A 21,554-nucleotide genomic window follows, 5' to 3' on the forward strand; every position below is an offset into this window, starting at 1 on the left:
GCGCGCCCAAGCCGCGGCGCGGCCGGCGGCCATTCTGCCCTAATCAGGCCGCTTGCAGAAGCGGTGCGAGCCCGCCTTCGCGGTCGAGCTTCGACAGATCGTCGTAACCGCCGACGTGCGTGTCGCCGATATAGATCTGCGGCACCGTGCGGCGCCCCGTGCGCGTCATCATTTCTTCGCGGCGTGCCGGATCGCGGTCGATCAGCACCTTTTCGATCTGCTCGACACCGCGCAGCTTCAGCAGGCGCTCGGCCTGCATGCAATATGGACACACCTGCGTGCTGTACATCAAAACCTTGCTCACTTCGCCACTCCTTGTTTGACGACCGGCATCCCGGCCTGCTGCCAGGCGGCCACGCCGCCCTCGAGCACGTGCACCTCGGCGTAGCCCGCCGCCTCGACCTCGCGCGCCGCCTTCTGCGACTGCTGGCCATTCTGGCAGACGAGCAGCACCGGCGTGCTCTTGTTCTTCGCGACCTGCGCGATCTTCGCGCCGATCTCGCCCGCCGCGACCTGACGCGCCGACGGCAGGTGGCCGGCTGCGAAATCGGACGCGGCGCGCACGTCGATCACGACCGCGTTGCGGCGGTTGATGAGTTGGGTGGCCTCTGCAGCCGACAGGCCGCCGCGGCCGCGGCGCAGCGCGGGCCAGGCCAGCAGGCCGCCGGATACCAGCAGGATCGCGATGAGGGCCAGGTTCGTGTAATCGGTAAAGAACGTCACGGAATTCCGCCGGAAAAAGAGAAATCGGATGAGGACAATCCCGCCATTATAAAATAACCGTCTTGCGCGATGGCGGGCCCGGCTCGGGTGCCGCGCGACGCGCACCGCTTCCTTCACTACCGACCGCAAGATCCATGTACAAACTCGTTCTCATCCGCCACGGCGAATCGACGTGGAACAAGGAAAACCGCTTCACCGGCTGGGTCGACGTCGACCTGACCGAACAGGGTCGCAACGAAGCCTACCAGGCCGGCGAATTGCTCAAGGAGGCCGGCTACACGTTCGACATCGCGTACACGTCGGTGCTCAAGCGCGCGATCCGCACGCTGTGGCACGTGCAGGACCGGATGGACCAGATGTATCTGCCGGTCGTCCACTCGTGGCGCCTGAACGAGCGCCACTACGGCGCGCTGTCGGGGCTGAACAAGGCGGAAACGGCCGCGAAGTTCGGCGACGAGCAGGTGCTCGTGTGGCGCCGCAGCTACGACACGCCGCCGCCCGCGCTCGAGCCGACCGACGAGCGCGCGCCGTTCAATGATCCGCGCTATGCGAAGGTGCCGCGCGAGCAACTGCCGCTCACCGAGTGCCTGAAGGACACGGTCGCGCGCGTGCTGCCGCTGTGGAACGAGTCGATCGCGCCGGCGGTCCGCGCCGGCAAGCAGGTGCTGATCGCCGCGCACGGCAACTCGCTGCGCGCGCTGATCAAGTATCTCGACGGCATCTCGGACAGCGACATCGTCGGCCTGAACATCCCGAACGGCGTGCCGCTCGTGTATGAACTCGACGAGAACCTGAAGCCGATCACGCACTATTATCTCGGCGACCAGGAAGCGATCGCGCAGGCGCAGGCCGCCGTCGCGAAGCAGGGCAAGGCGGGCTGACGCCCGTCGCGCCGGGCGGGCCGCGTCCGGCGCGGCGTGCCCGGCCGGCCCCTCCGGCCGGGTATGCCGCGCGAACCTTCGCGGCCCCGCTGCTGTCGAATCCGCTTTCGAACCCGCAAGCGCATCCGGCGGCGCCCCGCCGGGCCTTCTCCGGGCCCTTTTCGCGGCGTTCCACTGAGTCATCGGACGAACAGTTATACTTGTCCGCTATATCCCCGCTACCGCCACGCGCTTCCCGACCGCACCAGACTCTCTATGCGAATGAAATTGAAGAACATCGGCCTGATTGCCGCGGGCCTTGCCACGGGCGTGTTCGCCACGCTGCAGATTTCCGCGTCGGCCGAGCAGACCGCCACGGCGCCGCTTCCCCTCGACCAGCTCCGCCTGTTCGCGGAAGTATTCGGCCAGATCAAGCGCGAGTACGTCGAACCGGTCGACGACAAGAAGCTGCTGACGGCGGCGATCAAGGGCATGGTGTCGAGCCTCGACCCGCACTCGTCGTTCCTCGACAAGACCGACTATGACGAGCTGCAGGAGCAGACGAAGGGCCGCTTCGCGGGTCTCGGCATCGAGATCTCGCAGGAAGACGGCCTCGTCAAGGTGATCTCGCCGATCGAGGACACCCCCGCGTTCCGCGCCGGCATCCGTCCGGGCGACCTGATCACGCGCATCAACGACAAGCCGGTGCGCGGCATGACGCTCGACAAGGCCGTCAAGCAGATGCGCGGCGAGCCGGGCACCAAGGTCACGCTGACGATCTTCCGCAAGAGCGACGACCGCACGTTCCCGGTCACGGTCACGCGCGCGATCATCAAGGTCCAGAGCGTGAAGATGAAGATCCTCGATCCGGGCTATGCGTATATCCGCATCACGAGCTTCCAGGAGCGCACGACGCCCGATCTCGCGCAGAAGCTGCAGGACATCGCACGCCAGCAGCCGAACCTGAAGGGCCTCGTCCTCGACCTGCGCAACAACGGCGGCGGCCTGCTGCAGAGCGCGGTCGGCGTTGCCGGCGCGTTCCTGCCGCCCGACTCCGTTGTCGTGTCGACCAACGGCCAGATCCCCGATTCGAAGCAGGTCTACCGCGATACGTACGACAACTATCGCCTGCCCTCCTTCGACGGCGATCCGCTGAAGAATCTGCCGCCGGTCTTCAAGACCGTGCCGATGATCGTGCTGACGAACGCCTATTCGGCGTCCGCGTCGGAAATCGTCGCCGGCGCGCTGCAGGATTCGAAGCGCGCGCAGATCATGGGCAAGACGACGTTCGGCAAGGGCTCGGTGCAGACGGTCCGCCCGATGACGGCCGACACCGCGCTGCGCCTGACGACCGCGTACTACTACACGCCGAGCGGCCGTTCGATCCAGAACAAGGGCATCACGCCCGACGTGCCGGTCGATCAGTACGCGGACGGCGATCCGGACGACGTGCTCGTGACGCGCGAGGTCGACTACACGAACCACCTCGCGAACACGCAGGACCCGAACGAGAAGAAGGAACAGGAGGATCGCGAGCAGCGCCGGATGGATCAACTGCGCGTCCTCGAAGAGCAGAACGACAAGAAGACGCCGGAACAACGCCAGAAGGATCGCGATCGCAAGCCGATCGAGTTCGGCAGCACCGACGACTTCATGATGCAGCAGGCGCTCAACAAGCTCGAAGGCAAGCCCGTCCAGGAATCGAAGTCGCTGCTCGCCGAGAGCACGACGAAGAGCCCGGCCGGCAAGGCTGCCGCGGCCCCGAAGGCATCGGGCGCGAGCGTGAAGCCGGCTGCCGCACCGAAGCCCGCGTCGGCACCGAAGTAAGCGCCGGGCGGCATCCGACGGGCCATCGCGGGAACACCGCGATGGCCCGTTTTTCATGTGCGCCTAGTGTAGTGTTCGGTGCTAAGCGGTGCTGATGTGCCAGCGGATTCGTGCTCGTGGCAAGGCGCAAACCGCAGCGATGCCCAGTGGCATCGCGAGGATTTGCAACGCAGCCACGGGCGCGAAGGCGCAGCACATCAGTGCCGATTAGCGCCGAACACTGCACTAGAATACGCAGATACGTCCGCGCCGCCGCCAGCGGCATGCTTCGCCCGATCTCCCCATGAACGACGATCAACTCCTCCGCTACTCCCGCCACATCCTCGTCGACGAAATCGGCATCGAGGCGCAGCAGCGCTTTCTCGATGCACACGCGATCGTCGTCGGCGCGGGCGGCCTCGGCTCGCCCGCCGCGATGTACCTCGCGGCATCGGGAGTCGGCACGATCACGCTCGTCGACGCCGATACGGTCGACCTCACGAACCTGCAGCGGCAGATCCTGCACGTGACGGCATCGGTCGGCCGCAGCAAGGTCGAATCGGGGCGCGACGCGCTCGCGCAACTGAACCCCGAGGTGAAGGTGAACGCGGTCGCGGAGCGTGTCGACGACGCGTGGCTCGACGCCCACGTGCCGCGCGCGACCGTCGTGCTCGACTGCACCGACAACTTCGCGACGCGGCACGCGATCAACCGCGCGTGCGTCGCGCACGGCGTGCCGCTCGTGTCGGGCGCCGCGCTGCGCTTCGACGGCCAGATCAGCACGTTCGATTTCCGCGACGCGGCCGCGCCCTGCTATGCGTGCGTGTTTCCGGAAGACCAGCCGTTCGAGGAAGTCGCGTGTGCGACGATGGGCGTGTTCGCGCCGACGGTCGGGATCATCGGCGCGATGCAGGCTGCCGAAGCGCTGCGCGTGATCGGCGAAATCGGCACGACGCTCAACGGGCGGCTGATGATGCTCGATTCGCTGCGGATGGAATGGACGACGATGAAAATCGCGCGCCAGGCCGACTGCCCCGTCTGCGGGAGCCGGCACTGACGCGCGAGCGGCATGCGCCTGCCGGCGCATGCATGACACTTCAACACTTCACGGCAATGAGCGGCGACGCGGGCGCCTGAGCAGCCCGAGCGACCTAAGCGGCCGCATCCGCACGCGGCTCGGCGACCGACAGACGCTGCAGCGCCGCCTGCACTTCCTCCGGCTCGAATGCGGCAAGCACGTCGGCCGTCGGCTTCTCGAGCGCCTTCAGGTGCGCGCGCAGGATCTCCTGCTTCACGACGAGCAACTGGCTCGGGTGCATCGAGAACTCGGTGAGCCCCATCCCGAGCAACAGGCGCGTGAGCGCCGGATCGCCCGCCATCTCCCCGCATACCGACACGGATACGCCCGCGCGCTTCGCTTCGCGCAACGTATACGAGATCAGGTGCAGCACGGCCGGATGCAGCGGGTCGTACAGGTGCGCGACCGCGTTGTCCGCGCGGTCGATCGCGAGCGTGTACTGGATCAGGTCGTTCGTGCCGATCGACAGGAAATCGAACCGCTTCAGGAACAGCGGCAGCGCGATCGCCGCGGCCGGAATCTCGATCATCGCGCCGATCCGCACGTTCGGATCGTACGTGAGCCCCGCGTCGTCGAGCTGGCGCTTCGCCTCGCGGATCAGGTCGAGCGTCTGGTCGATCTCCTGCGCGTGCGCGAGCATCGGGATCAGGATCTTCACCTGGCCGAACGCGGACGCGCGCAGGATCGCGCGCAACTGCGTGAGGAACATCTGCGGCTCGGACAGGCTCCAGCGGATCGCGCGCAGGCCGAGCGCCGGGTTCGGCGCCGTCTCGTAGCCCTCGTCGAGCGCCTCGAGCGGCTTGTCCGCGCCGACGTCGATCGTGCTGATCGTCACCGGCATGCCCTTCATCCACTCGACGGCCCGCTTGTACGCGGCGAACTGCTCCTCCTCCTCCGGCATCTCCTTCTGATGCATGAACAGGAACTCGGAGCGGAACAGGCCGACGCCGACCGCGCCGGCCTCGACGGCCGCCTTCGCGTCGTCGGGCAGCTCGATGTTCGCGTACAGATCGATCTTGGTGCCGCACAACGTCTGCGTCGGCGAGAATTTCAGACGCTGCAGCTTGCGTTGCTCGAGCAGCTTCTCGGACTGGCGGTACGAATATTCCTCGAGGACGATCGGCGCCGGATCGACGATCACGATGCCCTGGTCGCCGTCGACGATGATCAGGTCGTCCTGGCGGATCAGCGCGCTCGCATGCTGCACGCCGACCGCGGCCGGAATGCCGAGGCTGCGCGCGACGATCGCCGTGTGCGACGTGCGCCCGCCGAGGTCGGTGACGAACGCCTGGAACGACTGCGACTTGAACTGCATCATGTCGGCCGGCGCGATGTCGTGCGCGACAACGATCATCTCGTTCGTGCCGTTCGCGGCCGCGCGGTCGAGCGCCTGCGACGCGGACGGCGCGCCGGCGAGTGCCTTCAGCACGCGCTCGACCACCTGTTCGATGTCGGCCTTGCGCTCGCGCAGGTATTCGTCCTCGATGTCGTCGAAGTGGCGCGTGAGCAATTCGAGCTGCTCGGTCAGCGCCCACTCGACGTTGTAGCGGCGCGTGCGGATCAGGTCGATGGTTTCCTGCACGAGCATCGCGTCGCTCAGGATCATCATGTGGACGTCGATGAATGCGCCCACTTCGCTCGGGGTGTCGTCGGTCAGGTCGGCGCGCAACGCTTCGAGTTCGCGATGCACGACTTCGAGCGCCGTGCGGAAACGCTCGACCTCGGCGTCGATCTGATTTGCCTCGATCAGGTAATGGGCGACGTCGAGCGCCGCCGGCGCGATCAGATACGCTCGCCCGATCGCGATACCACGTGAGACGGGAATGCCTTGCAGCGTGAAGGACACGCGCACCTCCTCTGTACAAGTAAAGCCGCGGCACACTGCTGCGATGCGCTTATGACCCCGGTTAGCGATTATAAATTCCGCGACTCCCCGCTGACTGCATGCACCGCAGCATTGCGCATTCCGCATCAATGCTTCCGACGAAAAAAATGCCGCGAAATCCGCGGCATTCTGACTGGAAATGGCAACGATCCCGCGTGACGATCACTGGCCTTCGCCGAATTTGTCGGCAATCAGCTTCAGCAGCGCATCCATCGCTTCCCGCTCGTCGGACCCTTCGGTCTCGATCGTCACGGTGCTGCCGATACCCGCCGCCAGCATCATCACGCCCATGATGCTCTTCGCATTGATCTTGCGCCCGTTGCGTGTCATCCAGACTTCCGACTGGAAGTTGCCGGCCAGTTGCGTAAGCTTGGCCGATGCACGCGCATGGAGCCCCAATTTATTGACGATGGTGGTTTCTTGTTGAAGCATGATTCTCGGTCGGGTCGGTCGGGACCGCCGGCGGCGCGCGCCGGCGGTGCTGTCTAAAACGAAAAACGCGGTGGTCAGTGCGATTCGGTGCGCGGTTGCGGTTCGGGCGGAATCGGCGCGCACTGGCCGCAGCCGGCTTCCGTCGGCGGCGGCGGCGTGCCGGCCGCCACTTCGTGGACGCCCTTCGCGCCGCCGGACAGCGCCTTGTCGACGAGTTTGTCGAGCGGCACGGTGCGATAGCAGACGGCCCGCACGAGCATCGGCAGGTTCGCGCCCGCCAGCACGCGCACGTTGTCGATCTTCGCAAGCTGGCCCGCGATGTTCGCGGGCGTCGCGCCGTACATGTCGGTCAGCACGACCACGCCGTTCTCTTCCTTGAGCCGCGCGAGTTCCGCGTGCGCGAACGCCATCACCTGGGTCGGATCGCTGTCCGCCGTCACGTCGATACAGCCGATGCGCGCGGGCACGCCGCCGTAGATGTGCGCGATGCAATCCCGCAGCGCGGTGGCGAGCGGGGCGTGCGCGATGATCAGAATCCCGGCCATGTCAGATCGCTCCCGGCCGCCCCTGGCGGGCCGACACCCCGCAGCGGGGCAAAGAGCGTAGCGAGTGTGGGAAACGTTTCATGTTCAGCCTTGCGACAGTATCGGCCCGACCGCCGGGCCTTCGGTGCGCCGATCACGGCACCTGGCAAGCGGGCATTGTAGCAGGCCGGTCAAGCTGCTCCGGCGACGGGGGACCTGCGCGGCCGCCGCCGGGGTTGCGCTGGAAGGCGGCCTACGCGGCCGCACGCTCCAGCGCGTCGATGAACATCGCGGCGACGTCGAAGCCCGTCTGCTCCATGATCTCGCGGAAGCACGTCGGACTCGTGACGTTCACCTCGGTCAGCCAGTCGCCGATCGCATCGAGGCCGACCAGCAACAGCCCGCGCGACGCGAGCACGGGCCCGAGCGTCCCGGCGATCTCTCGATCGCGCGCGGTCAGCGGCTGCGCGACACCCAGCCCGCCCGCGGCGAGATTGCCGCGCACCTCGCTGCCCTGCGGAATCCGCGCGAGCGAATACGGCACCGGCTCGCCGCCGATCAGCAGGATGCGCTTGTCGCCGGCCTTGATCTCGGGAATGAACTTCTGCGCCATCACCGAGCGCGTGCCGTCGTGGCTCAGCATCTCGACGATCGAGCCGAGGTTCATGCCGTCCGGCTTCACGCGGAACACGCCCATCCCGCCCATCCCGTCGAGCGGCTTCAGGATCACGTCGCCGTGCTCGGCGTGGAACGCGCGCAGCCGTTTCGCGTCGCGCGTGACGAGCGTGGGCGCGACGAACTGCGGAAACTCGCCGATCGCGAGCTTTTCCGAATGGTCGCGGATCGACTGCGCCTTGTTGAACACGCGTGCGCCCGCACGCTCGGCCAGTTCGAGCAGCCAGGTCGACGTCACGTATTCCATGTCGAACGGCGGATCCTTGCGCATCAGCACCGCGCCGAACGATTCGAGGCGGCGCGCGTCGACAGGCCCTGCTTCGAACCAGGTCTCGCGTCGCAGGTCGTCGAGTTCGCCGACGAACGTGATGCGCCGCACGTCGGCCTCGACGGCGGAACCCATCCACGCAAGGTGGCGCGGCTCGCACGCGTACACCGCATGCCCGCGCCGCGCGGCCTCCGCCATCATCGCGTAGGTCGAATCCTTGTAGATCTTGAAATGCTCGAGCGGGTCGGCGATAAAGAGAATATCCATGCGAATCCTGTACGTAGCGAAGCCCGGTTACACCTGGATGGCTTCGGGATCGGTCTTTTCCAGTTCGATCGACGACGCGATCAGCGACAGCCGCGCGACGACGCCGTACATGTAGAAACGGTTCGGCGGCGCGGCACCCGGCTTCGCACCGGCATCCGGCAGCGCGGTGTGCTCGAAGCCGAGCGGCACGTAATGCATGCCGGGCGCGTTCAGGTTCTGGTCGCGCTCGCGGCCGCCGTGCGTGCGGTAGAAACCGCCGACCACGTAGCGGTCGATCATGTACACGACGGGCTCGGCCACTTCGTCGCCGACGCGCTCGAACGTATAGACACCTTCCTGCACGATCACGTCGCGCACCGCGAGGCCGGCCTTCGACTCGGCCATCTGCGCGCGCTCGGCCTTCGACATGCGGCCGATCTCGGCCGCGTCGTGCACGGTCATCACGCCGCGCCCCGCCGTGCCCGCGTCGGCCTTCACGACGACGTACGGCTTCTCGCTGATCCCGTATTCGCGGTACTTGCGCGCGATCTTCTTCAGCACGCCGTCGATCGCGTCGGCGAGCGCCTGCTCGCCTTCATGGCCCTGCCAGTCGACGCCTTCGACGTGCGCGAAATACGGATTCACCATCCACGGGTCGACGCCGACCATCTTCGCGAACTTCTTCGCGACGTCGTCGTAGCACGAGAAGTGCGTCGACTTGCGGCGCACGGCCCAGCCCGCGTGCAGCGGCGGCAACAGGTACTGCTCGTGCAGGTTTTCCAGCACGGCCGGGATGCCGGCCGACAGGTCGTTGTTCAGCAGGATCGAGCACGGATCGAAATTCTTCAGGCCGAGGCGGCGCTGCGAACGCTCGAGCGGTTCGAGCACGATCTTCTGGCCGTCGGCCAGCGTGATCGGCGTCATGTCGGTGATGCCCGGGTCGAGCGAGCCGAAGCGCACGTTCAGCCCGGCCTGGCGCATGATCGTCGCGAGGCGCGCGACGTTTTCCAGGTAGAACGCGTTGCGGGTCGGCAGCTCCGGAATCACGAGCAGGTTCTTCGCGTCCGGGCAGATCTTCTCGATCGCGGCCATCGCGGCCTGCACGGCGAGCGGCAGCACTTCGGACGGCAGATTGTTGAACGCGCCGGGGAACAGGTTCGCGTCGACGGGGGCCAGCTTGAAGCCGGCATTGCGCAGGTCCACCGAACAATAGAACGGCGGGGTATGTTCCTGCCATTCGAGCCTGAACCAGCGTTCGATCGCAGGCGTCGCGTCGAGGATCTTCTGCTCGAGTTCGAGCAGCGGACCGTTCAACGCGGTAACGAGGTGGGGAACCATGAATCACTCGCGAGCGGGAGAATGAAGATTGTAGAGCAATTGCCCTGCCCATTTGGGGATTGTTCCCGGCTTCGCAAGGGTTTGGAGGAAGTTTTCGGCTATTGACCCGATAGCGCGAAGGGTTATGCGCTACGGCAGCAGGCGGCAGGAGAAAAAAAGCCCGCCGGGTGGGCGGGCCGAAGTCGCTGCGCTCATTCGTGGCGGGCGCCGTCTCCGCGGCGGCCCGCCGTGTATCTTTATGACTTATTCGACATGCTCGCCGTGCAGGATCACGTCGAGGCCTTCGCGCTCTTCCTCTTCGGACACGCGCAAGCCCATCGTCAGGTCGATCAGCTTCAGCAGCACGAAGCTCAGCACGCCGCTGTAGACCAGCGTGATCAGCACGCCCTTCGCCTGCAGCAGCAGGCTGCCGTCGGCGCCGCCGATGTCCTTGATCGCGAACACGCCCGTCAGCAGCGCGCCGAGAATCCCGCCCACGCCGTGCACGCCGAACGCATCGAGCGAATCGTCGTAGCCGAGCTTCGACTTGAGCCACGTCGCCGACCAGAAGCACACGACGCCCGCCGCGATGCCGATCGCGAGCGCACCCGCCACGCCGACGAAGCCGGCCGCCGGCGTGATCGCCACGAGACCCGCGACCGCGCCCGACACGATGCCGAGCACCGACGGCTTGCCCTTCGCGACCCATTCGGCAAACATCCAGCCGAGCGCCGCGCAGGCCGTCGCCACTTGCGTGGTCAGCATCGCGAAGCCGGCACGGCCGTCAGCCGCAACCGCCGAACCCGCGTTGAAGCCGAACCAGCCGACCCACAGCATCGAGCCGCCGATCATCGTCAGCACGAGGTTGTGCGGCGCCATCGATTCGCGGCCGTAGCCGACGCGCTTGCCGAGCACCAGGCACGACATCAGGCCCGCGATACCGGCGTTGATGTGCACCACGGTGCCGCCCGCGAAGTCGAGCACGCCGTCCGACGACAGCCAGCCGGTCGGCTCCCACACCATGTGCGCGATCGGCACATAGACGATCAGCGACCAGAGCGTCATGAACACGAGCATCGCCGAGAACTTCATCCGGTCGGCGAACGCGCCGCAGATCAGTGCCGGCGTGATGATCGCGAACGTCATCTGATAGACGAAGTAGACCGATTCCGGAATCGTCGGTGCCAGGTGGCTGACGGTCAGCGTCGTCGCCTTGTCGCCGTGGATGTAGTTCATCCCGTGCAGGAACGCGCGCGACAGGCCGCCGATGAAGCCGTTGCCCGGCGTGAACGCGAGGCTGTAGCCGACCACCGTCCACAGCACCGTGATCAGCGCGGTGATCGCGAAGCTCTGCATCACGGTCGCGAGCACGTTCTTCTTGCGGACCATGCCCGCGTAGAACAGCGCGAGGCCGGGGACCGTCATGAACAGCACGAGCGCGGTGGAGGTCAGCATCCACGCGGTGTCGCCCGAGTTGATCTTCGACGAATCGACGGAGAACGGTGCGGTCGGCGCGGCGGGTGCGGCCGGCGCGGACGCAGCGGCGGCAGCCGATGCGTCGGCGGCGCCCGAAGCCGGTGCGGCGGCAGCGGCGGATGCGTCAGGTGCGGCGCTCGCCGTCGCGGCGGGTGCCGCGGCAGCCGATGCGTCGGGAGCCGAAGCGGCGGGCGCGGACGCAGCCGCGGCGGACGCCGCGTCGTCGGCGAGCGCGGGGCCGACGCCGGCCGCGATCAGCGAGCCGGCCATCAGCAGGGACATCAGAAGTTTGCGCATCTTGGATTTCCTCTTGTCGCTTGTCTTGTCTGTTCTGTTACAGCGCGTCAGCGCCCGTCTCCCCGGTGCGAATCCGGATCACTTGTTCGATCGGCGTGACGAAGATCTTGCCGTCGCCGATCTTGCCGGTGCGCGCGGCCCGCTCGATCGCCTCGACCGCCTGGTCGACGAGATCGTCGGACACGGCCGCCTCGATCTTCATCTTCGGCAGGAAATCGACCACGTATTCGGCGCCGCGATACAGCTCGGTATGCCCCTTCTGGCGCCCGAACCCTTTCACCTCCGTCACCGTGATGCCGGAGACGCCGAGCGCCGACAGCGCTTCGCGCGTCTCATCGAGCTTGAACGGCTTGATGATTGCGGTAATGAGTTTCATGAAGTCCTCTCGCTGGGTTGTCCCGTCGAATTGGTTGGAATGTTGTAACGGACTCTTCTCAGCAACTCGCATGCCATGTTCGTCCGAGCACCGTCTCGAACGGCTCAGTAACGGGGTCGCATCCCGTGATGTAAGGTGCGGAAGCCCGGCCGAATGGCCAACGTGGCCCGGTTTGCTGGCGCGGCGAAAGGATCGTTGCTAGAGTGCACGCACGTCCCGGATCGACGGGACATTCACCCATGCGGGCGCCATGCCCGGAATTCGCGCTCCGGGCGCACCATTTCCGGTCATGCGTGCATCATGGGCACGTACGCAACTGAAGATGCACATTTTTTGTGCAAGGAAGGGGAATCACATGAAGCAACCCAGCGACGTTTTCAACGATCTGCAGTCGCGCGTCAGCGACCTGCTGAAAAACTCGCCGGCCAAGGACGTCGAGCGCAACGTGAAGGCCATGCTGTCGCAAGGCTTCTCGAAGCTCGACCTCGTCACGCGCGAGGAATTCGACACGCAGGCACAGGTGCTCGCCCGCACCCGCGTGCGCCTCGAGGAACTCGAAAAGCGCGTCGCGGAGCTCGAGCAGAAGCTCGCGGCGCCGCAGGCCTGACGCCCGCCACCCGACCGCAAGGTCCGGGCGCGGGCCGCCTCGCGCGGCCCGCGCCCGCCACCCCGACGCCTTATCGCCGTTCTTCGTAGTCCGTCGTTCTTCGCCATACCCCGCTCTTCGCAACACCCCCGCTCTTCGCTGTCCGTCGCTCTTCGCTGTCCCCCGCTCTTCGCAGTTCGTCGTTCCGCAGTGCCTTGTTCTTTCCCCGCGCCACGCCGGCAAGCGCGCACCGATTCCTCCGATTCCCGCGGCATGCGGCCCCGAACGGCCGTCGCCCGTCTGTTCACAGGAGCCTCGCCATGTCGCTCGCCGTGGTGCGCAGTCGCGCGCCCGCATCCGGCCGCGCGCCGGACGTCACCGTCGAAGTCCATCTGGCCAACGGATTGCCGTCGTTCGCGATCGTCGGCCTGCCCGATCTCGAAGTCCGCGAAAGCCGCGAGCGCGTCCGCGCCGCGCTGCAGAACTGCGGATTCGAATTCCCCGTGCGCCGCATCACCGTCAACCTCGCGCCGGCCGATCTGCCGAAAGAGTCGGGCCGGTTCGACCTGCCGATCGCGCTCGGCATCCTCGCCGCGAACGGCCAGATCCCGGCCGACGCGCTGGCCGGCCGCGAATTTGCAGGCGAGCTGTCGCTGACCGGCGCGCTGCGGCCGATGCGCGGCGCGTTCGCGATGGCGTGCGGCGCGGCGCGCGACTGGCGCACGGGCGAAACCGGAGCGGGCCTCGGTTCCGGCCCGGGCCCGGATTCCGGCGCCGTGGCGACATCGCGACCGCCCGAGCTGTACCTGCCGCTCGACAGCGCGGCCGAGGCGGCGCTCGTGCCGGGCGTCACCGTGTTCGGCGCACCCGACCTGCCCGCGTTGTGCGCGCACCTCGCCGATGCGCCCGACGGGCGGCTGATGCCGATCGCGGCGCCCTGTCTCGACGGCCTGCCGGCACCGGCCGCGCCCGATCTCTCGGACGTGGTCGGCCAGCGCGGCGCCCGGCGCGCGCTGGAAGTCGCCGCCGCGGGCGGTCATCACATGCTGATGGTCGGACCGCCGGGGGCCGGCAAGTCGATGCTGGCCGCGCGGCTGCCTGGCCTCCTGCCGCCGCTGACCGACGACGAGGCGCTGGCGTCGGCCGCGCTCCTTTCCGCGAGCCGCATCGGCTTCTCGCCCGCGCAGTGGCGCCGGCGGCCGTTCCGCGCGCCGCATCACTCGTCGAGCGCCGCCGCGCTGGTCGGCGGCCGCAACCCGCCGCAACCGGGCGAAATCACGCTCGCGCACCTCGGCGTACTGTTCCTCGACGAACTCGACGTTTCGCTTTAGCTACCAAGTTGCTCAGCCAAAATTTCCTTTCCATTCAATGAATTGCATCAAATTCGAGCAACTACGGCCTGAGCAACACGCTCCGCTCTTCGGGCATCCTGTGGTGCGAAATCTTGGGCATGGCGGAGCACTAAGTCGAGCTGAAGGCAGGCTGCCGGCCCGACGCTACACGAGACAGGTCGGCTACGGCGCGCGCCGACAAGGTAAGCAAAGGAAAGGCGGGCCGCCTCACATACTGCGCGAACGCGGCCCGCAACCCGGTTTAGTCAAACGACTCGTTCGGCTCGCCTACCTGGCGCATAAAACATCGTTTCCAGACATTACGCGCGAGAGGTTTATTCGGGAAGCGGAGCAACGCATCGTGACGCCCCTGGAGGAAGTCATTGACCTCATCCTGAACGCCAGTCGTGCTGAAAAGGGTTAGCCTCTTTCTCGAAACCTGCTGGCGTCAGGTGCGGCGCGCGGGTCGATGCGTCAGAAATCCGCGATTTCCATCATCCGACCGGTCGGCGTGCTGCCCATCGCAGGCACTTAGCTTTTTGGGACGCCCAAGGCTTTCGCAAGCATTGTATTGCCAGGTGCTTGCTCGCTCTTGAATCCGTCCGCCCGAGATAGCTCCTCTACGAACCGCTTCAACTCGCACTCCACCTTGTCGGCGTACTCCATCGCCGTTAGGGCATCCCGTTCCGCTTCAAGCTCTGCTACGGCTGCTCGCCCCTCTCTTGCAAGTCGCCCAATATCGACCGAGGGCGCCGTCTCTTGGTCCAGTAGTGGACCCAAAGCAAACGCCCAGTCAACATAATGGTTCAAGGTATCGATGGATTTAAGACCCGTCTGCTCCATAACATCAATTTTGAAATGCTCGAGCTTCATGAATAATTCAATGAAATGCTGAGCATCACGAACCTGATGGGCTCGGATAAGACGATAAATCTTTACAGTGAAAAAACGATGTCGAAAAAGATGCGGATGGGCCCTGTCTTTTATGCCGGCAGCTCTTCTCAACAAGTAGATTTCTAATGTCACAGTATTGGCAACGATTGGCTTACCAGTTCTATGATTGATAAAAACAATATCATGGTCAGCCCCACCTTGTAGCCGCCCCATTATCGGAGCACGGTAATTATCGATATATTCCAGGATGTAATCAAGTTCAGCGTGAGAAATCGGCACCAATCGAATTTCAGGGTCGCCTCTACGCTTAACGGTCAACATCTTCAGGAACGGAATCTCCATCTCCTTCGCAGCGCGGACATCGGAAACCTTTAGGTTGGCCACCTCGATACGTCTTGCCCCCGTAGCCTCCAGCACACGTAAAAGACACAATCGTCGCTTTTTACGGGCCGAAGAGCCGCTGCTTGTTGCCGCTGCCTTACGCAAGAGATTGATATTGTTCTCTGTTACCGGAGACCTGTGATTAACCTCGCCAATCTCAGGAAAACATGGATGATGCCAATACTCTATTCGAACGACCTTATTGCCTCTCAGCCTTCTTGTAAAAGTTCGGCGAACCGCGCGTATGTGCGGACCATCCGACGACAAGTAGTCTGGTATTTTTCGTCTAAGGCCTATGAAATTTAAAAATTCGAGGCTACGCCGCCCGATACGAACGATTGTCCTATTATTCCGCACTTGCTCACCATCAAACGTCTTCTCCGCCGCCAAATTCCGTACGAACATCTCGAAATGCGCATCAGTGAGGCGGTGGAAATCCACGTTGTTCGCAAAGCAATAGCGAGTGAGAGGACTCAACTCGGAAGTGTAGGTTCCTAATGTTCCGCCGCGGTCAAATATGGACCGCCCCAGCGACTTCAGCTTGTCGATGTACGCGGCCAGCTCCACGCACCAACGTCCGTTCGGCCATGTTGGCAGTGGCATTCCGCTGACGTCAATCGTGCGCACTTGACCTTGTTCGTACACTCGGTAGACTTTTGTGCCCGCCGGAGCACGGACGAACAGTTGCCGCCGCCCCGTAGTAGCACTCATAGCTGCCTCAGTCGTTGAAGCCACGCTTCAGTATTGCTGCCGACCTCCACAATAGGCCGCTTAGCGAGGTCAAACATTGCGAGCAGTCTCTCCTCCTCCTTATCCCACCGTTCGACTAGGCCAGGGTCCCGAGAGGAATTTGCCAGCTGCCTGCCCGAAGACAAAGCGTTATGAAATGCTTCTGTCACATGCCAAAGGTCAACCATGCATAGAACGCGTTCAAATTTGGCTTGCTCCAAGTCTTCAGCGAAACGCCTTCTTGTTCGACGTTTTGCCTTAAGACTTTGCAGCGCCTCCTCTTCAACCGCCGCCAAAGCGGTCATTCGTAGCCCATCTAGATAGGCAAAGCCTCCCTCTAGTAGCTTCTCGGCGAGTCTTTCGACGGTGGACCTCGATGTCGCAGAGATACCGTCTTTTGGATTTGAATACTCTGCCAATCGACTCTGCCGCTTGAGTGCGGACATAAGTTGATGGTCACCAATATATTTTTTCGGATTTGCCGTTACTTTTCCTAGCAGCACAGAAAGCGCAACGACTGATTTTTCGTTCGTTGTCCGAGGCGCGGGCTTTCCAGTCATCAAGGCCTCCCGATTCGAGCGACGATTTTATATTGACGGCCGCCCGTACCCTGGAAGAACACAGGTTCTACGACGAGTCCTTTTTTCATTTGAAGATTGAGGTAGTCCTCAAGCGCATCTGCATCAATAAGCGAGAATTCTCGCGTTCCAAATCGCACCTCAGCAAGGTCCGCCAGTTGCCGACGCACCAGCTCATGCAACTCCACCACTCGCTGCTCCTCTGGAAGGCGCAATTCGTCCATTAAGAAATAAGCTGCGGCCTCCCTTCGCATGTCTCCCGACACAGCATTGGTCAAGTAGTGCCACAAATGAGCAGTGTCAACATGGCCGACAAACCATCGCAGCGTATTGAGACTACCCCGACGAGCACCAAAGAAGAAAGTGATAATCAAAAACCGACGGAACTGGTGCTCCCTCAGATAGTATCGATGTCCGTTCGCGTCCAGTGGCGTATCAAAATAATCGCAAAATACGTCCAATGAGGCATTGAACGAACTCGATGATGCTACGCGCATTCCGTAGTTCCCTGGCATGCTCAACAAGGACCCACATTCCTTTAGCTCCCCCACTTTTACGAGCTTTGACTGGAACGACTCCACAAGCGACACCATCTGCTCGACTATCGGTGGAATTGGCCTCAGCTCTTCTTGACGCAATCCAATCGCACCCGATTTAGCATTCCTAAACACCATATGTTTTCTCGACGAGTCCAAGCACCCGACGACAGGTAAGTTCACAAGCTCCATTTGCCTCCTCGCAGTAACCGGCCCAATGATATGAATGATGGCTCCGTAGAGCACTTGGAGGTTCTGCAATAGGCCTCGTCCATTTCGAAGGTCTTCATAAAACTTTCTCTGCTCCCACCTGCTCGACCACCCCTGGCAGTACGGCCAACCAGTTGCTGCTCCCTTTAAGCAGAAGGCAGTGACTCCCAAGTCAACCGCACCCTTAGTCAAAAACTGACGAACGTCATTCGAGCCAACCAGGCCTCGAGGAGATACCTTTTCCGCTTTAGCTGCATCCACGATGTTCACGTAGCTATCAAACAGTGCTTCGCCGTGGTCCAGCGCAAATTCGACCCCGTTCTTTATGCTGTCCAACACCTGTCAAAATGGAGGATTTCGGAAACGCCCTTGTGGATTTCCTTCGTAGCGGTCAGCGGATTTTTCTCGAAACGCATTCAACGCGCCGATTGGAACATCAAAGCCCGCTGACGCCAGCGTTGACATACTGTGAATGGTAGAGCACCAAGCTCTCACGTACCGCCATGAAGGCTTTCCCCTCTCGATTGTTCGAACGTCAACACCAGGATATTCGCGTTGATAATTTTCAGATGGATATAGACATAATTCTTCGTGTATAGATTTTCGCCCCTGCCCAAAAATTGTATCCGCGTATATTTCTTCCGCCAGTTTGATGTTATTTGGGAAAAGTCGGTAGTTCGGTGCGCTTCGAACACGATACATTCCTCGTAGCCACAGAACAGCACGCCACGCCGCGAGACGCTCCCTGTCCTTCGTCAGAGTCCATTCCTCCTCGGGAACCGTGATTGCCCTAAACACTTCATGCCGGTTCAGCAAGGAAATGACTTCATCGCGGGATTCGTGTACACGCTTATCGAGCCACTCTGCGAGACGCTCGGTCCAGCGGTAAATAACCTCCTCGTCGGAAGGCCCACAGCGACAACGGAAAAGAAGTTGTTCGAAGTCGTTCTCTGTAACCAAATCAAAACCGTACCGTGCTAGCTTTAGCTCTTCCTTTTGGAGCAGAAAGAAATCCACGAACCGACACGCTCGATAGACCTGCTGTTGTGTTGTCGGCATGTCGCAAATTCTTCCCCTTGTTGCAGCCGGATGCGCTCGACACGTGACCATTGTCTTAAATATGTTCAACATTTTCGAGTGATTTGCGTCTGTGAGGCGTCCATTGCCGAAGGGAATAGACCACTCAATGGTGCGCACTTTCTCACCAAATCGCATGACCCAGGCGTTGGCGGGAAATGGACTATGCAGCCACCCAGCCCTCTGAAAAGCGTCTGCGCTTGGATTTACCATAGACTCGAGCCGCTCCAAAAGCCCATCTGGCATTCCCTTAAGCATAAATAGCCTTCGGAGAAATCAAATCGGTGCAGTCTCGCTTCTTTGCGGCTGCAAGCATGATTCGAAAGTCATCCCGAGGCGGAATGCTATCTTCGATATAGGCAAACAGCCTTTCCGCATAATCTGCCCACATTTGGGCAAGCTTCGACACTGGTCGCTCGGCGTTAGCTACTGCCGCGCGAACCCCTAAAAGCAACGTTAATGTATCTTCACATACCGAAAACACTACTGAGTCGAAAAGATGACCCGTCTTCGTTTTCGCCGAAGCGCCTTCCCGGTTCGCCCACTTGAGCGCATGATTCGAGACGAACTCATTGAGTTCGTGGAGAGTTTTGAAGCCAAGCGCGGGAAGTAGATACTTACTTTCTTTGAGAGCCTCGACCAAGATTCCACACTGAAATAGTCTTACCCAGCGCTCTTCAAAATATCTCAGCAATGGCGCTGGCAAGTAGCGCTCCAACAACCTCATGTCGAGCTTTTTGTGCCCAAGAATCTCTGATAGCTTCTGAATGTCGGACGACGGATGTAGGCAACAACCGCTGCGGTTGCACGTACTGTAGCGAGAGAAAATCGCGCCGCCAAAATGCTGGCATCCTTCTCTGTCATTTCTCCCGCAGCAAGAAGCTTTTTCTTCAGAGCACCGGTTCGTCGATGGTAGTTTATATCGTGGGCAACGTTCAGGCGGTTAGGGTGAGAGAAGCCTTTTCCACATCCCAAAAACAAGTATCGCCAATTAGGGTCATTTTTCTTCCTGAGATAATCACGTAACGGCTGCGTAATTTCAATAACTTGAGCAACGATTTCCGCGCCTCGGTCGGAGAGATGAATCTGTTGTTCCGCGTTTTCTGGGCCGCGCCGCAACTTATCACCGTCCAGTACCCATCCGTTGTCCGTCGCTGCGACGCCAGAAAGTTGGCCGGCCTTGTCATACAGCCGAAGCTTTTCGAAGAAGCTTGCAGTTAGCCTTGGATTTTCGAGGACCAGTAACGTCATATGGGGGACAAGCGCACCGGTAGTAGGCAGGGCCAAGACCTCGGATGCCATGTCTCCGAGTTTCGTGGGATAAAGTGTTCGCTGCCTTCCTTCGCTCCTCATTTGGAACCCAACTTTTTCGAAGGTCGCACAGGCATTCGCCTTCCAATCAGGATTCTCCCGGTCAATTAGCATCCCTCGTCCCGTGACAGCACGTGATAACAGGACTTCCTTTACGGCTCCCTTTTTTGCCAGCTGGCGTCGTCTTTTTAGCCGATTCCAAATAGCATTAACCTCGGACTCAGCCCAACTCTTGACCAAATCCAAATTTTCTTGAATTTTGAAATATATTAGTTCAGTCGCCTCCTCATGACTCAGATGTAACGGCACATCCGCCAGCAGCTTTGCGATATAAGTCTCACCGTCTCCATTTTGTCGAAGATGAGTGCGGCTTCGGTCAATTTCTTTCGAAGGCAGGGAGGGCAGCTCTTCTGCTGTCAGCCGGGCGAAGAATTTCCCAGTGCACAGATAGATTGTAGAAAAGGCTACGAATCTGTTCCAGTATGCGACAAGGGTCGAATATTGATTTTCCGCCTCCCCGAAAGCCTCGCATTGAGAGACTAGGAAAGCTATTAACAACGAAGTTAACTTGGAAGATGAGACAAAGTCTTCTGCAACCCAAGAGGAAGGTAGTCGCGCGAGAAATTCAACAAAAGCAATCTCAATTACAACTCCGTTAACCCGGCGCCCGGAAACGTAGCGTGCCAAAGCGACCGCGTACGCCTCCGTGAAATCCTTTCCGTACCTTAAGTAAATATTGCGAAGATTTGCCCACGTAATTTGCTCGTTGGTCTTCGGGATAGGCCAACCGCGCCACAAATCGACTTGCACATGGTCCAGTTGGAGCCGCTCAAACTCGGCTCTGGCGCTATCGAACCATTCCGTCAGCTCAGTCGATGAAGGTCGAGGAATTCGCAGATATGCCTCTGGACAAGCATGCGCCAGCGCAGTTTTCCAGCCATAAACCCACTTGTACCGAACATCTAATTTCGCATGTAGAAATCTCTCCGAATACAGTGCACCGACAAAACCAACCAGAGTTGATTCTGAGCTAAATCGTTCGTTGACAAAATCGACTTGCTGCCCAGTCACCGCCAAATATGCCTCAAAGAGTCTAATGAGCATTCTGGCCATTGCGTCACCTCGATTTCCCATCGAAAGGCGAATAGATTCGTTTAATTTCGAGTGAGCGCCGGTGCTTATATGGTCAATTGGATATTCACTCTGCCAACGAAGGTTTCGTACAATCGATTCGCTCAAAAGTATTTTGCGTCTGCGTTCTGACAAAGTGCTCGCCAACACAAACTGACGCATGACGTCCATCTGTTCGGCCCCTCTCGGAAATGATGGCCATTTATCAGCCTCAGAAGCTGGCGAGCGCAAGGTTCTTAGACCTCGTGCTCGGAAATTTCCTCGGTACTCAAGAAGTCATCCTAAAATGTCAGACGGGCTTTGCAAGGCCACGTGTCCGCGGTCGCCTTCTAGAGTGTCCGTAAATTGACTTTTGAAAACTTTTTTTGTAACTATCAGTAACAACCCAATTATCCGTTGCCTTACGAGGGCTGCAATCAGAACGGGAGCCACGATACTGAAGAGCCGGCGAATGCCATTGTGTTCTACACAAATTGGCGTGATTGGAGAGAACCTGCTCGTCAGCGGCGTCATGAAGGCAAGCGACGGGCGCCTTTCGCCCTTCAGGTCGATTGCGGACGACGACGGACTAGCTGTGTTGTTCTTTGACAAGCAGACCGGCAACTCAGTCGCAATGCAATTGAAGTGCCGGACGTTCACCATCCGAAATCGCAACTCCGACCGGCATGACGGACCAAGTCGAATGCCGAGAATCGGCGTTTCCTAGCTGCCCACGGCGATTCGCCTAAGCCGTCAAGTAGGGACGCTACTCGAACATTGTGCACAAACAACAACTAATTGATATGTGAGCCATGCGAGAGCACATTTGAGCCCTTCTCCACGTGACT

Annotated in this window: 19 protein-coding genes and 1 pseudogene; 5 read left to right on the forward strand and 15 right to left on the reverse strand. The window is 61.4% G+C overall.

Annotated features, from left to right (window positions below; all coding sequences use genetic code 11):
* Window positions 1-43: 43 nt before the first annotated feature.
* Together grxC and R9B84_RS14905 are read right to left on the reverse strand one after the other, a co-directional pair.
* Window positions 44-304 carry a glutaredoxin 3 gene (gene grxC / locus R9B84_RS14900; RefSeq protein WP_423758511.1) on the reverse strand — a complete coding sequence of 87 codons (261 nt, stop codon included), beginning with the start codon at window positions 302-304 and terminating at the stop codon, window positions 44-46.
* A complete protein-coding gene (locus R9B84_RS14905) occupies window positions 301-723 on the reverse strand; it encodes a rhodanese-like domain-containing protein (protein ID WP_034179117.1) in 423 nt (140 codons plus the stop codon). The genes grxC and R9B84_RS14905 overlap by 4 nt, the downstream gene beginning before the upstream one ends.
* 134 nt (window positions 724-857) lie before the next feature.
* Here R9B84_RS14905 and gpmA point away from each other — a divergent pair, with 134 nt between their 5' ends.
* The 3 genes from gpmA to R9B84_RS14920 all read left to right on the forward strand — a co-directional run bounded on the left by gpmA (window position 858) and on the right by R9B84_RS14920 (window position 4,446).
* The gene (gene gpmA, locus R9B84_RS14910) at window positions 858-1,604 is read left to right on the forward strand and encodes a 2,3-diphosphoglycerate-dependent phosphoglycerate mutase (protein ID WP_047899100.1); all 747 of its coding nucleotides are present in this window, start codon (window positions 858-860) and stop codon (window positions 1,602-1,604) included.
* Between the two features lie 255 nt (window positions 1,605-1,859).
* Window positions 1,860-3,410: a S41 family peptidase gene (locus tag R9B84_RS14915; protein ID WP_423758512.1), complete on the forward strand. Its 1,551-nt coding sequence runs from the start codon at window positions 1,860-1,862 to the stop codon at window positions 3,408-3,410.
* 283 nt (window positions 3,411-3,693) lie between these two features.
* Window positions 3,694-4,446 carry a HesA/MoeB/ThiF family protein gene (locus R9B84_RS14920; RefSeq protein ID WP_423758513.1) on the forward strand — a complete coding sequence of 251 codons (753 nt, stop codon included), beginning with the start codon at window positions 3,694-3,696 and terminating at the stop codon, window positions 4,444-4,446.
* Window positions 4,447-4,540: 94 nt separating this feature from the next.
* Here R9B84_RS14920 and ptsP read toward each other — a convergent pair whose 3' ends face one another.
* The 7 genes from ptsP to R9B84_RS14955 form a co-directional block, all read right to left on the reverse strand.
* Complete coding sequence (ptsP, locus tag R9B84_RS14925) at window positions 4,541-6,313, reverse strand: phosphoenolpyruvate--protein phosphotransferase (protein ID WP_423758514.1); 1,773 nt, start codon at window positions 6,311-6,313, stop codon at window positions 4,541-4,543.
* Window positions 6,314-6,514: 201 nt separating this feature from the next.
* Entirely contained in the window at window positions 6,515-6,784 is a 270-nt protein-coding gene (locus R9B84_RS14930; protein ID WP_031401331.1) for an HPr family phosphocarrier protein, read from the reverse strand.
* 74 nt (window positions 6,785-6,858) lie between these two features.
* Window positions 6,859-7,329 (reverse strand): PTS sugar transporter subunit IIA, encoded by a 471-nt coding sequence (locus R9B84_RS14935; protein WP_047899103.1) that lies wholly within the window; start codon window positions 7,327-7,329, stop codon window positions 6,859-6,861.
* 232 nt (window positions 7,330-7,561) lie between these two features.
* Complete coding sequence (gshB, locus tag R9B84_RS14940; protein WP_423758515.1) at window positions 7,562-8,518, reverse strand: glutathione synthase; 957 nt, start codon at window positions 8,516-8,518, stop codon at window positions 7,562-7,564.
* A gap of 27 nt (window positions 8,519-8,545) precedes the next feature.
* Window positions 8,546-9,835, reverse strand: a complete 1,290-nt coding sequence (gene gshA / locus R9B84_RS14945) for a glutamate--cysteine ligase (RefSeq protein ID WP_423758516.1) — start codon at window positions 9,833-9,835, stop codon at window positions 8,546-8,548.
* Window positions 9,836-10,078: 243 nt separating this feature from the next.
* Window positions 10,079-11,587, reverse strand: coding sequence for an ammonium transporter (locus R9B84_RS14950; RefSeq protein WP_423758517.1), 1,509 nt, complete (start codon window positions 11,585-11,587; stop codon window positions 10,079-10,081).
* A 37-nt stretch (window positions 11,588-11,624) separates the two neighbouring features.
* Window positions 11,625-11,963, reverse strand: a complete 339-nt coding sequence (locus tag R9B84_RS14955) for a P-II family nitrogen regulator (RefSeq protein ID WP_006398175.1) — start codon at window positions 11,961-11,963, stop codon at window positions 11,625-11,627.
* Window positions 11,964-12,318: 355 nt separating this feature from the next.
* On the opposite strand from R9B84_RS14955, the gene R9B84_RS14960 reads away from it, so the two are divergent.
* Both R9B84_RS14960 and R9B84_RS14965 read left to right on the forward strand, forming a co-directional pair.
* Entirely contained in the window at window positions 12,319-12,570 is a 252-nt protein-coding gene (locus tag R9B84_RS14960; RefSeq protein WP_006489451.1) for an accessory factor UbiK family protein, read from the forward strand.
* Window positions 12,571-12,869: 299 nt separating this feature from the next.
* Window positions 12,870-13,865 (forward strand): annotated as a pseudogene (locus tag R9B84_RS14965) (YifB family Mg chelatase-like AAA ATPase); the annotation flags it as partial.
* A gap of 546 nt (window positions 13,866-14,411) precedes the next feature.
* On the opposite strand, the gene R9B84_RS14970 reads toward R9B84_RS14965, so the two are convergent.
* The 6 genes from R9B84_RS14970 to R9B84_RS14995 all read right to left on the reverse strand — a co-directional run bounded on the left by R9B84_RS14970 (window position 14,412) and on the right by R9B84_RS14995 (window position 20,898).
* Window positions 14,412-15,866, reverse strand: a complete 1,455-nt coding sequence (locus R9B84_RS14970; protein WP_423758518.1) for a tyrosine-type recombinase/integrase — start codon at window positions 15,864-15,866, stop codon at window positions 14,412-14,414.
* The gene (locus R9B84_RS14975) at window positions 15,863-16,444 is read right to left on the reverse strand and encodes a hypothetical protein (protein WP_423758519.1); all 582 of its coding nucleotides are present in this window, start codon (window positions 16,442-16,444) and stop codon (window positions 15,863-15,865) included. Before R9B84_RS14975 ends, R9B84_RS14970 begins: the two co-directional genes overlap by 4 nt.
* Window positions 16,444-17,547 (reverse strand): hypothetical protein, encoded by a 1,104-nt coding sequence (locus tag R9B84_RS14980; protein ID WP_423758520.1) that lies wholly within the window; start codon window positions 17,545-17,547, stop codon window positions 16,444-16,446. The genes R9B84_RS14975 and R9B84_RS14980 overlap by 1 nt, the downstream gene beginning before the upstream one ends.
* Window positions 17,548-17,550: 3 nt before the next feature.
* A complete protein-coding gene (locus R9B84_RS14985; RefSeq protein WP_423758521.1) occupies window positions 17,551-18,267 on the reverse strand; it encodes a hypothetical protein in 717 nt (238 codons plus the stop codon).
* A gap of 268 nt (window positions 18,268-18,535) precedes the next feature.
* Window positions 18,536-19,012 carry a hypothetical protein gene (locus tag R9B84_RS14990; protein ID WP_423758522.1) on the reverse strand — a complete coding sequence of 159 codons (477 nt, stop codon included), beginning with the start codon at window positions 19,010-19,012 and terminating at the stop codon, window positions 18,536-18,538.
* Window positions 19,009-20,898, reverse strand: coding sequence for a hypothetical protein (locus tag R9B84_RS14995; RefSeq protein WP_423758523.1), 1,890 nt, complete (start codon window positions 20,896-20,898; stop codon window positions 19,009-19,011). Before R9B84_RS14995 ends, R9B84_RS14990 begins: the two co-directional genes overlap by 4 nt.
* Window positions 20,899-21,554: the final 656 nt, after the last annotated feature.

Source organism: Burkholderia sp. NLJ2, assembly GCF_049487195.1.
Classification (GTDB): domain Bacteria; phylum Pseudomonadota; class Gammaproteobacteria; order Burkholderiales; family Burkholderiaceae; genus Burkholderia; species Burkholderia pyrrocinia.

Bases quoted from the DNA above. Each gene is read 5' to 3' on its own strand.
- R9B84_RS14975 (WP_423758519.1), bottom strand. From the start codon at position 16,444: ATGACTGGAAAGCCCGCGCCTCGGACAACGAACGAAAAATCAGTCGTT.
- R9B84_RS14930 (WP_031401331.1), bottom strand. From the start codon at position 6,784: ATGCTTCAACAAGAAACCACCATCGTCAATAAATTGGGGCTCCATGCG.
- R9B84_RS14985 (WP_423758521.1), bottom strand. From the start codon at position 18,267: ATGCCGACAACACAACAGCAGGTCTATCGAGCGTGTCGGTTCGTGGAT.
- R9B84_RS14970 (WP_423758518.1), bottom strand. From the start codon at position 15,866: ATGAGTGCTACTACGGGGCGGCGGCAACTGTTCGTCCGTGCTCCGGCG.
- R9B84_RS14915 (WP_423758512.1), top strand. From the start codon at position 1,860: ATGCGAATGAAATTGAAGAACATCGGCCTGATTGCCGCGGGCCTTGCC.
- R9B84_RS14990 (WP_423758522.1), bottom strand. From the start codon at position 19,012: ATGAGGTTGTTGGAGCGCTACTTGCCAGCGCCATTGCTGAGATATTTT.
- gpmA (WP_047899100.1), top strand. From the start codon at position 858: ATGTACAAACTCGTTCTCATCCGCCACGGCGAATCGACGTGGAACAAG.
- R9B84_RS14920 (WP_423758513.1), top strand. From the start codon at position 3,694: ATGAACGACGATCAACTCCTCCGCTACTCCCGCCACATCCTCGTCGAC.
- gshB (WP_423758515.1), bottom strand. From the start codon at position 8,518: ATGGATATTCTCTTTATCGCCGACCCGCTCGAGCATTTCAAGATCTAC.
- R9B84_RS14995 (WP_423758523.1), bottom strand. From the start codon at position 20,898: ATGGACGTCATGCGTCAGTTTGTGTTGGCGAGCACTTTGTCAGAACGC.
- R9B84_RS14955 (WP_006398175.1), bottom strand. From the start codon at position 11,963: ATGAAACTCATTACCGCAATCATCAAGCCGTTCAAGCTCGATGAGACG.
- gshA (WP_423758516.1), bottom strand. From the start codon at position 9,835: ATGGTTCCCCACCTCGTTACCGCGTTGAACGGTCCGCTGCTCGAACTC.
- R9B84_RS14950 (WP_423758517.1), bottom strand. From the start codon at position 11,587: ATGCGCAAACTTCTGATGTCCCTGCTGATGGCCGGCTCGCTGATCGCG.
- R9B84_RS14935 (WP_047899103.1), bottom strand. From the start codon at position 7,329: ATGGCCGGGATTCTGATCATCGCGCACGCCCCGCTCGCCACCGCGCTG.
- R9B84_RS14960 (WP_006489451.1), top strand. From the start codon at position 12,319: ATGAAGCAACCCAGCGACGTTTTCAACGATCTGCAGTCGCGCGTCAGC.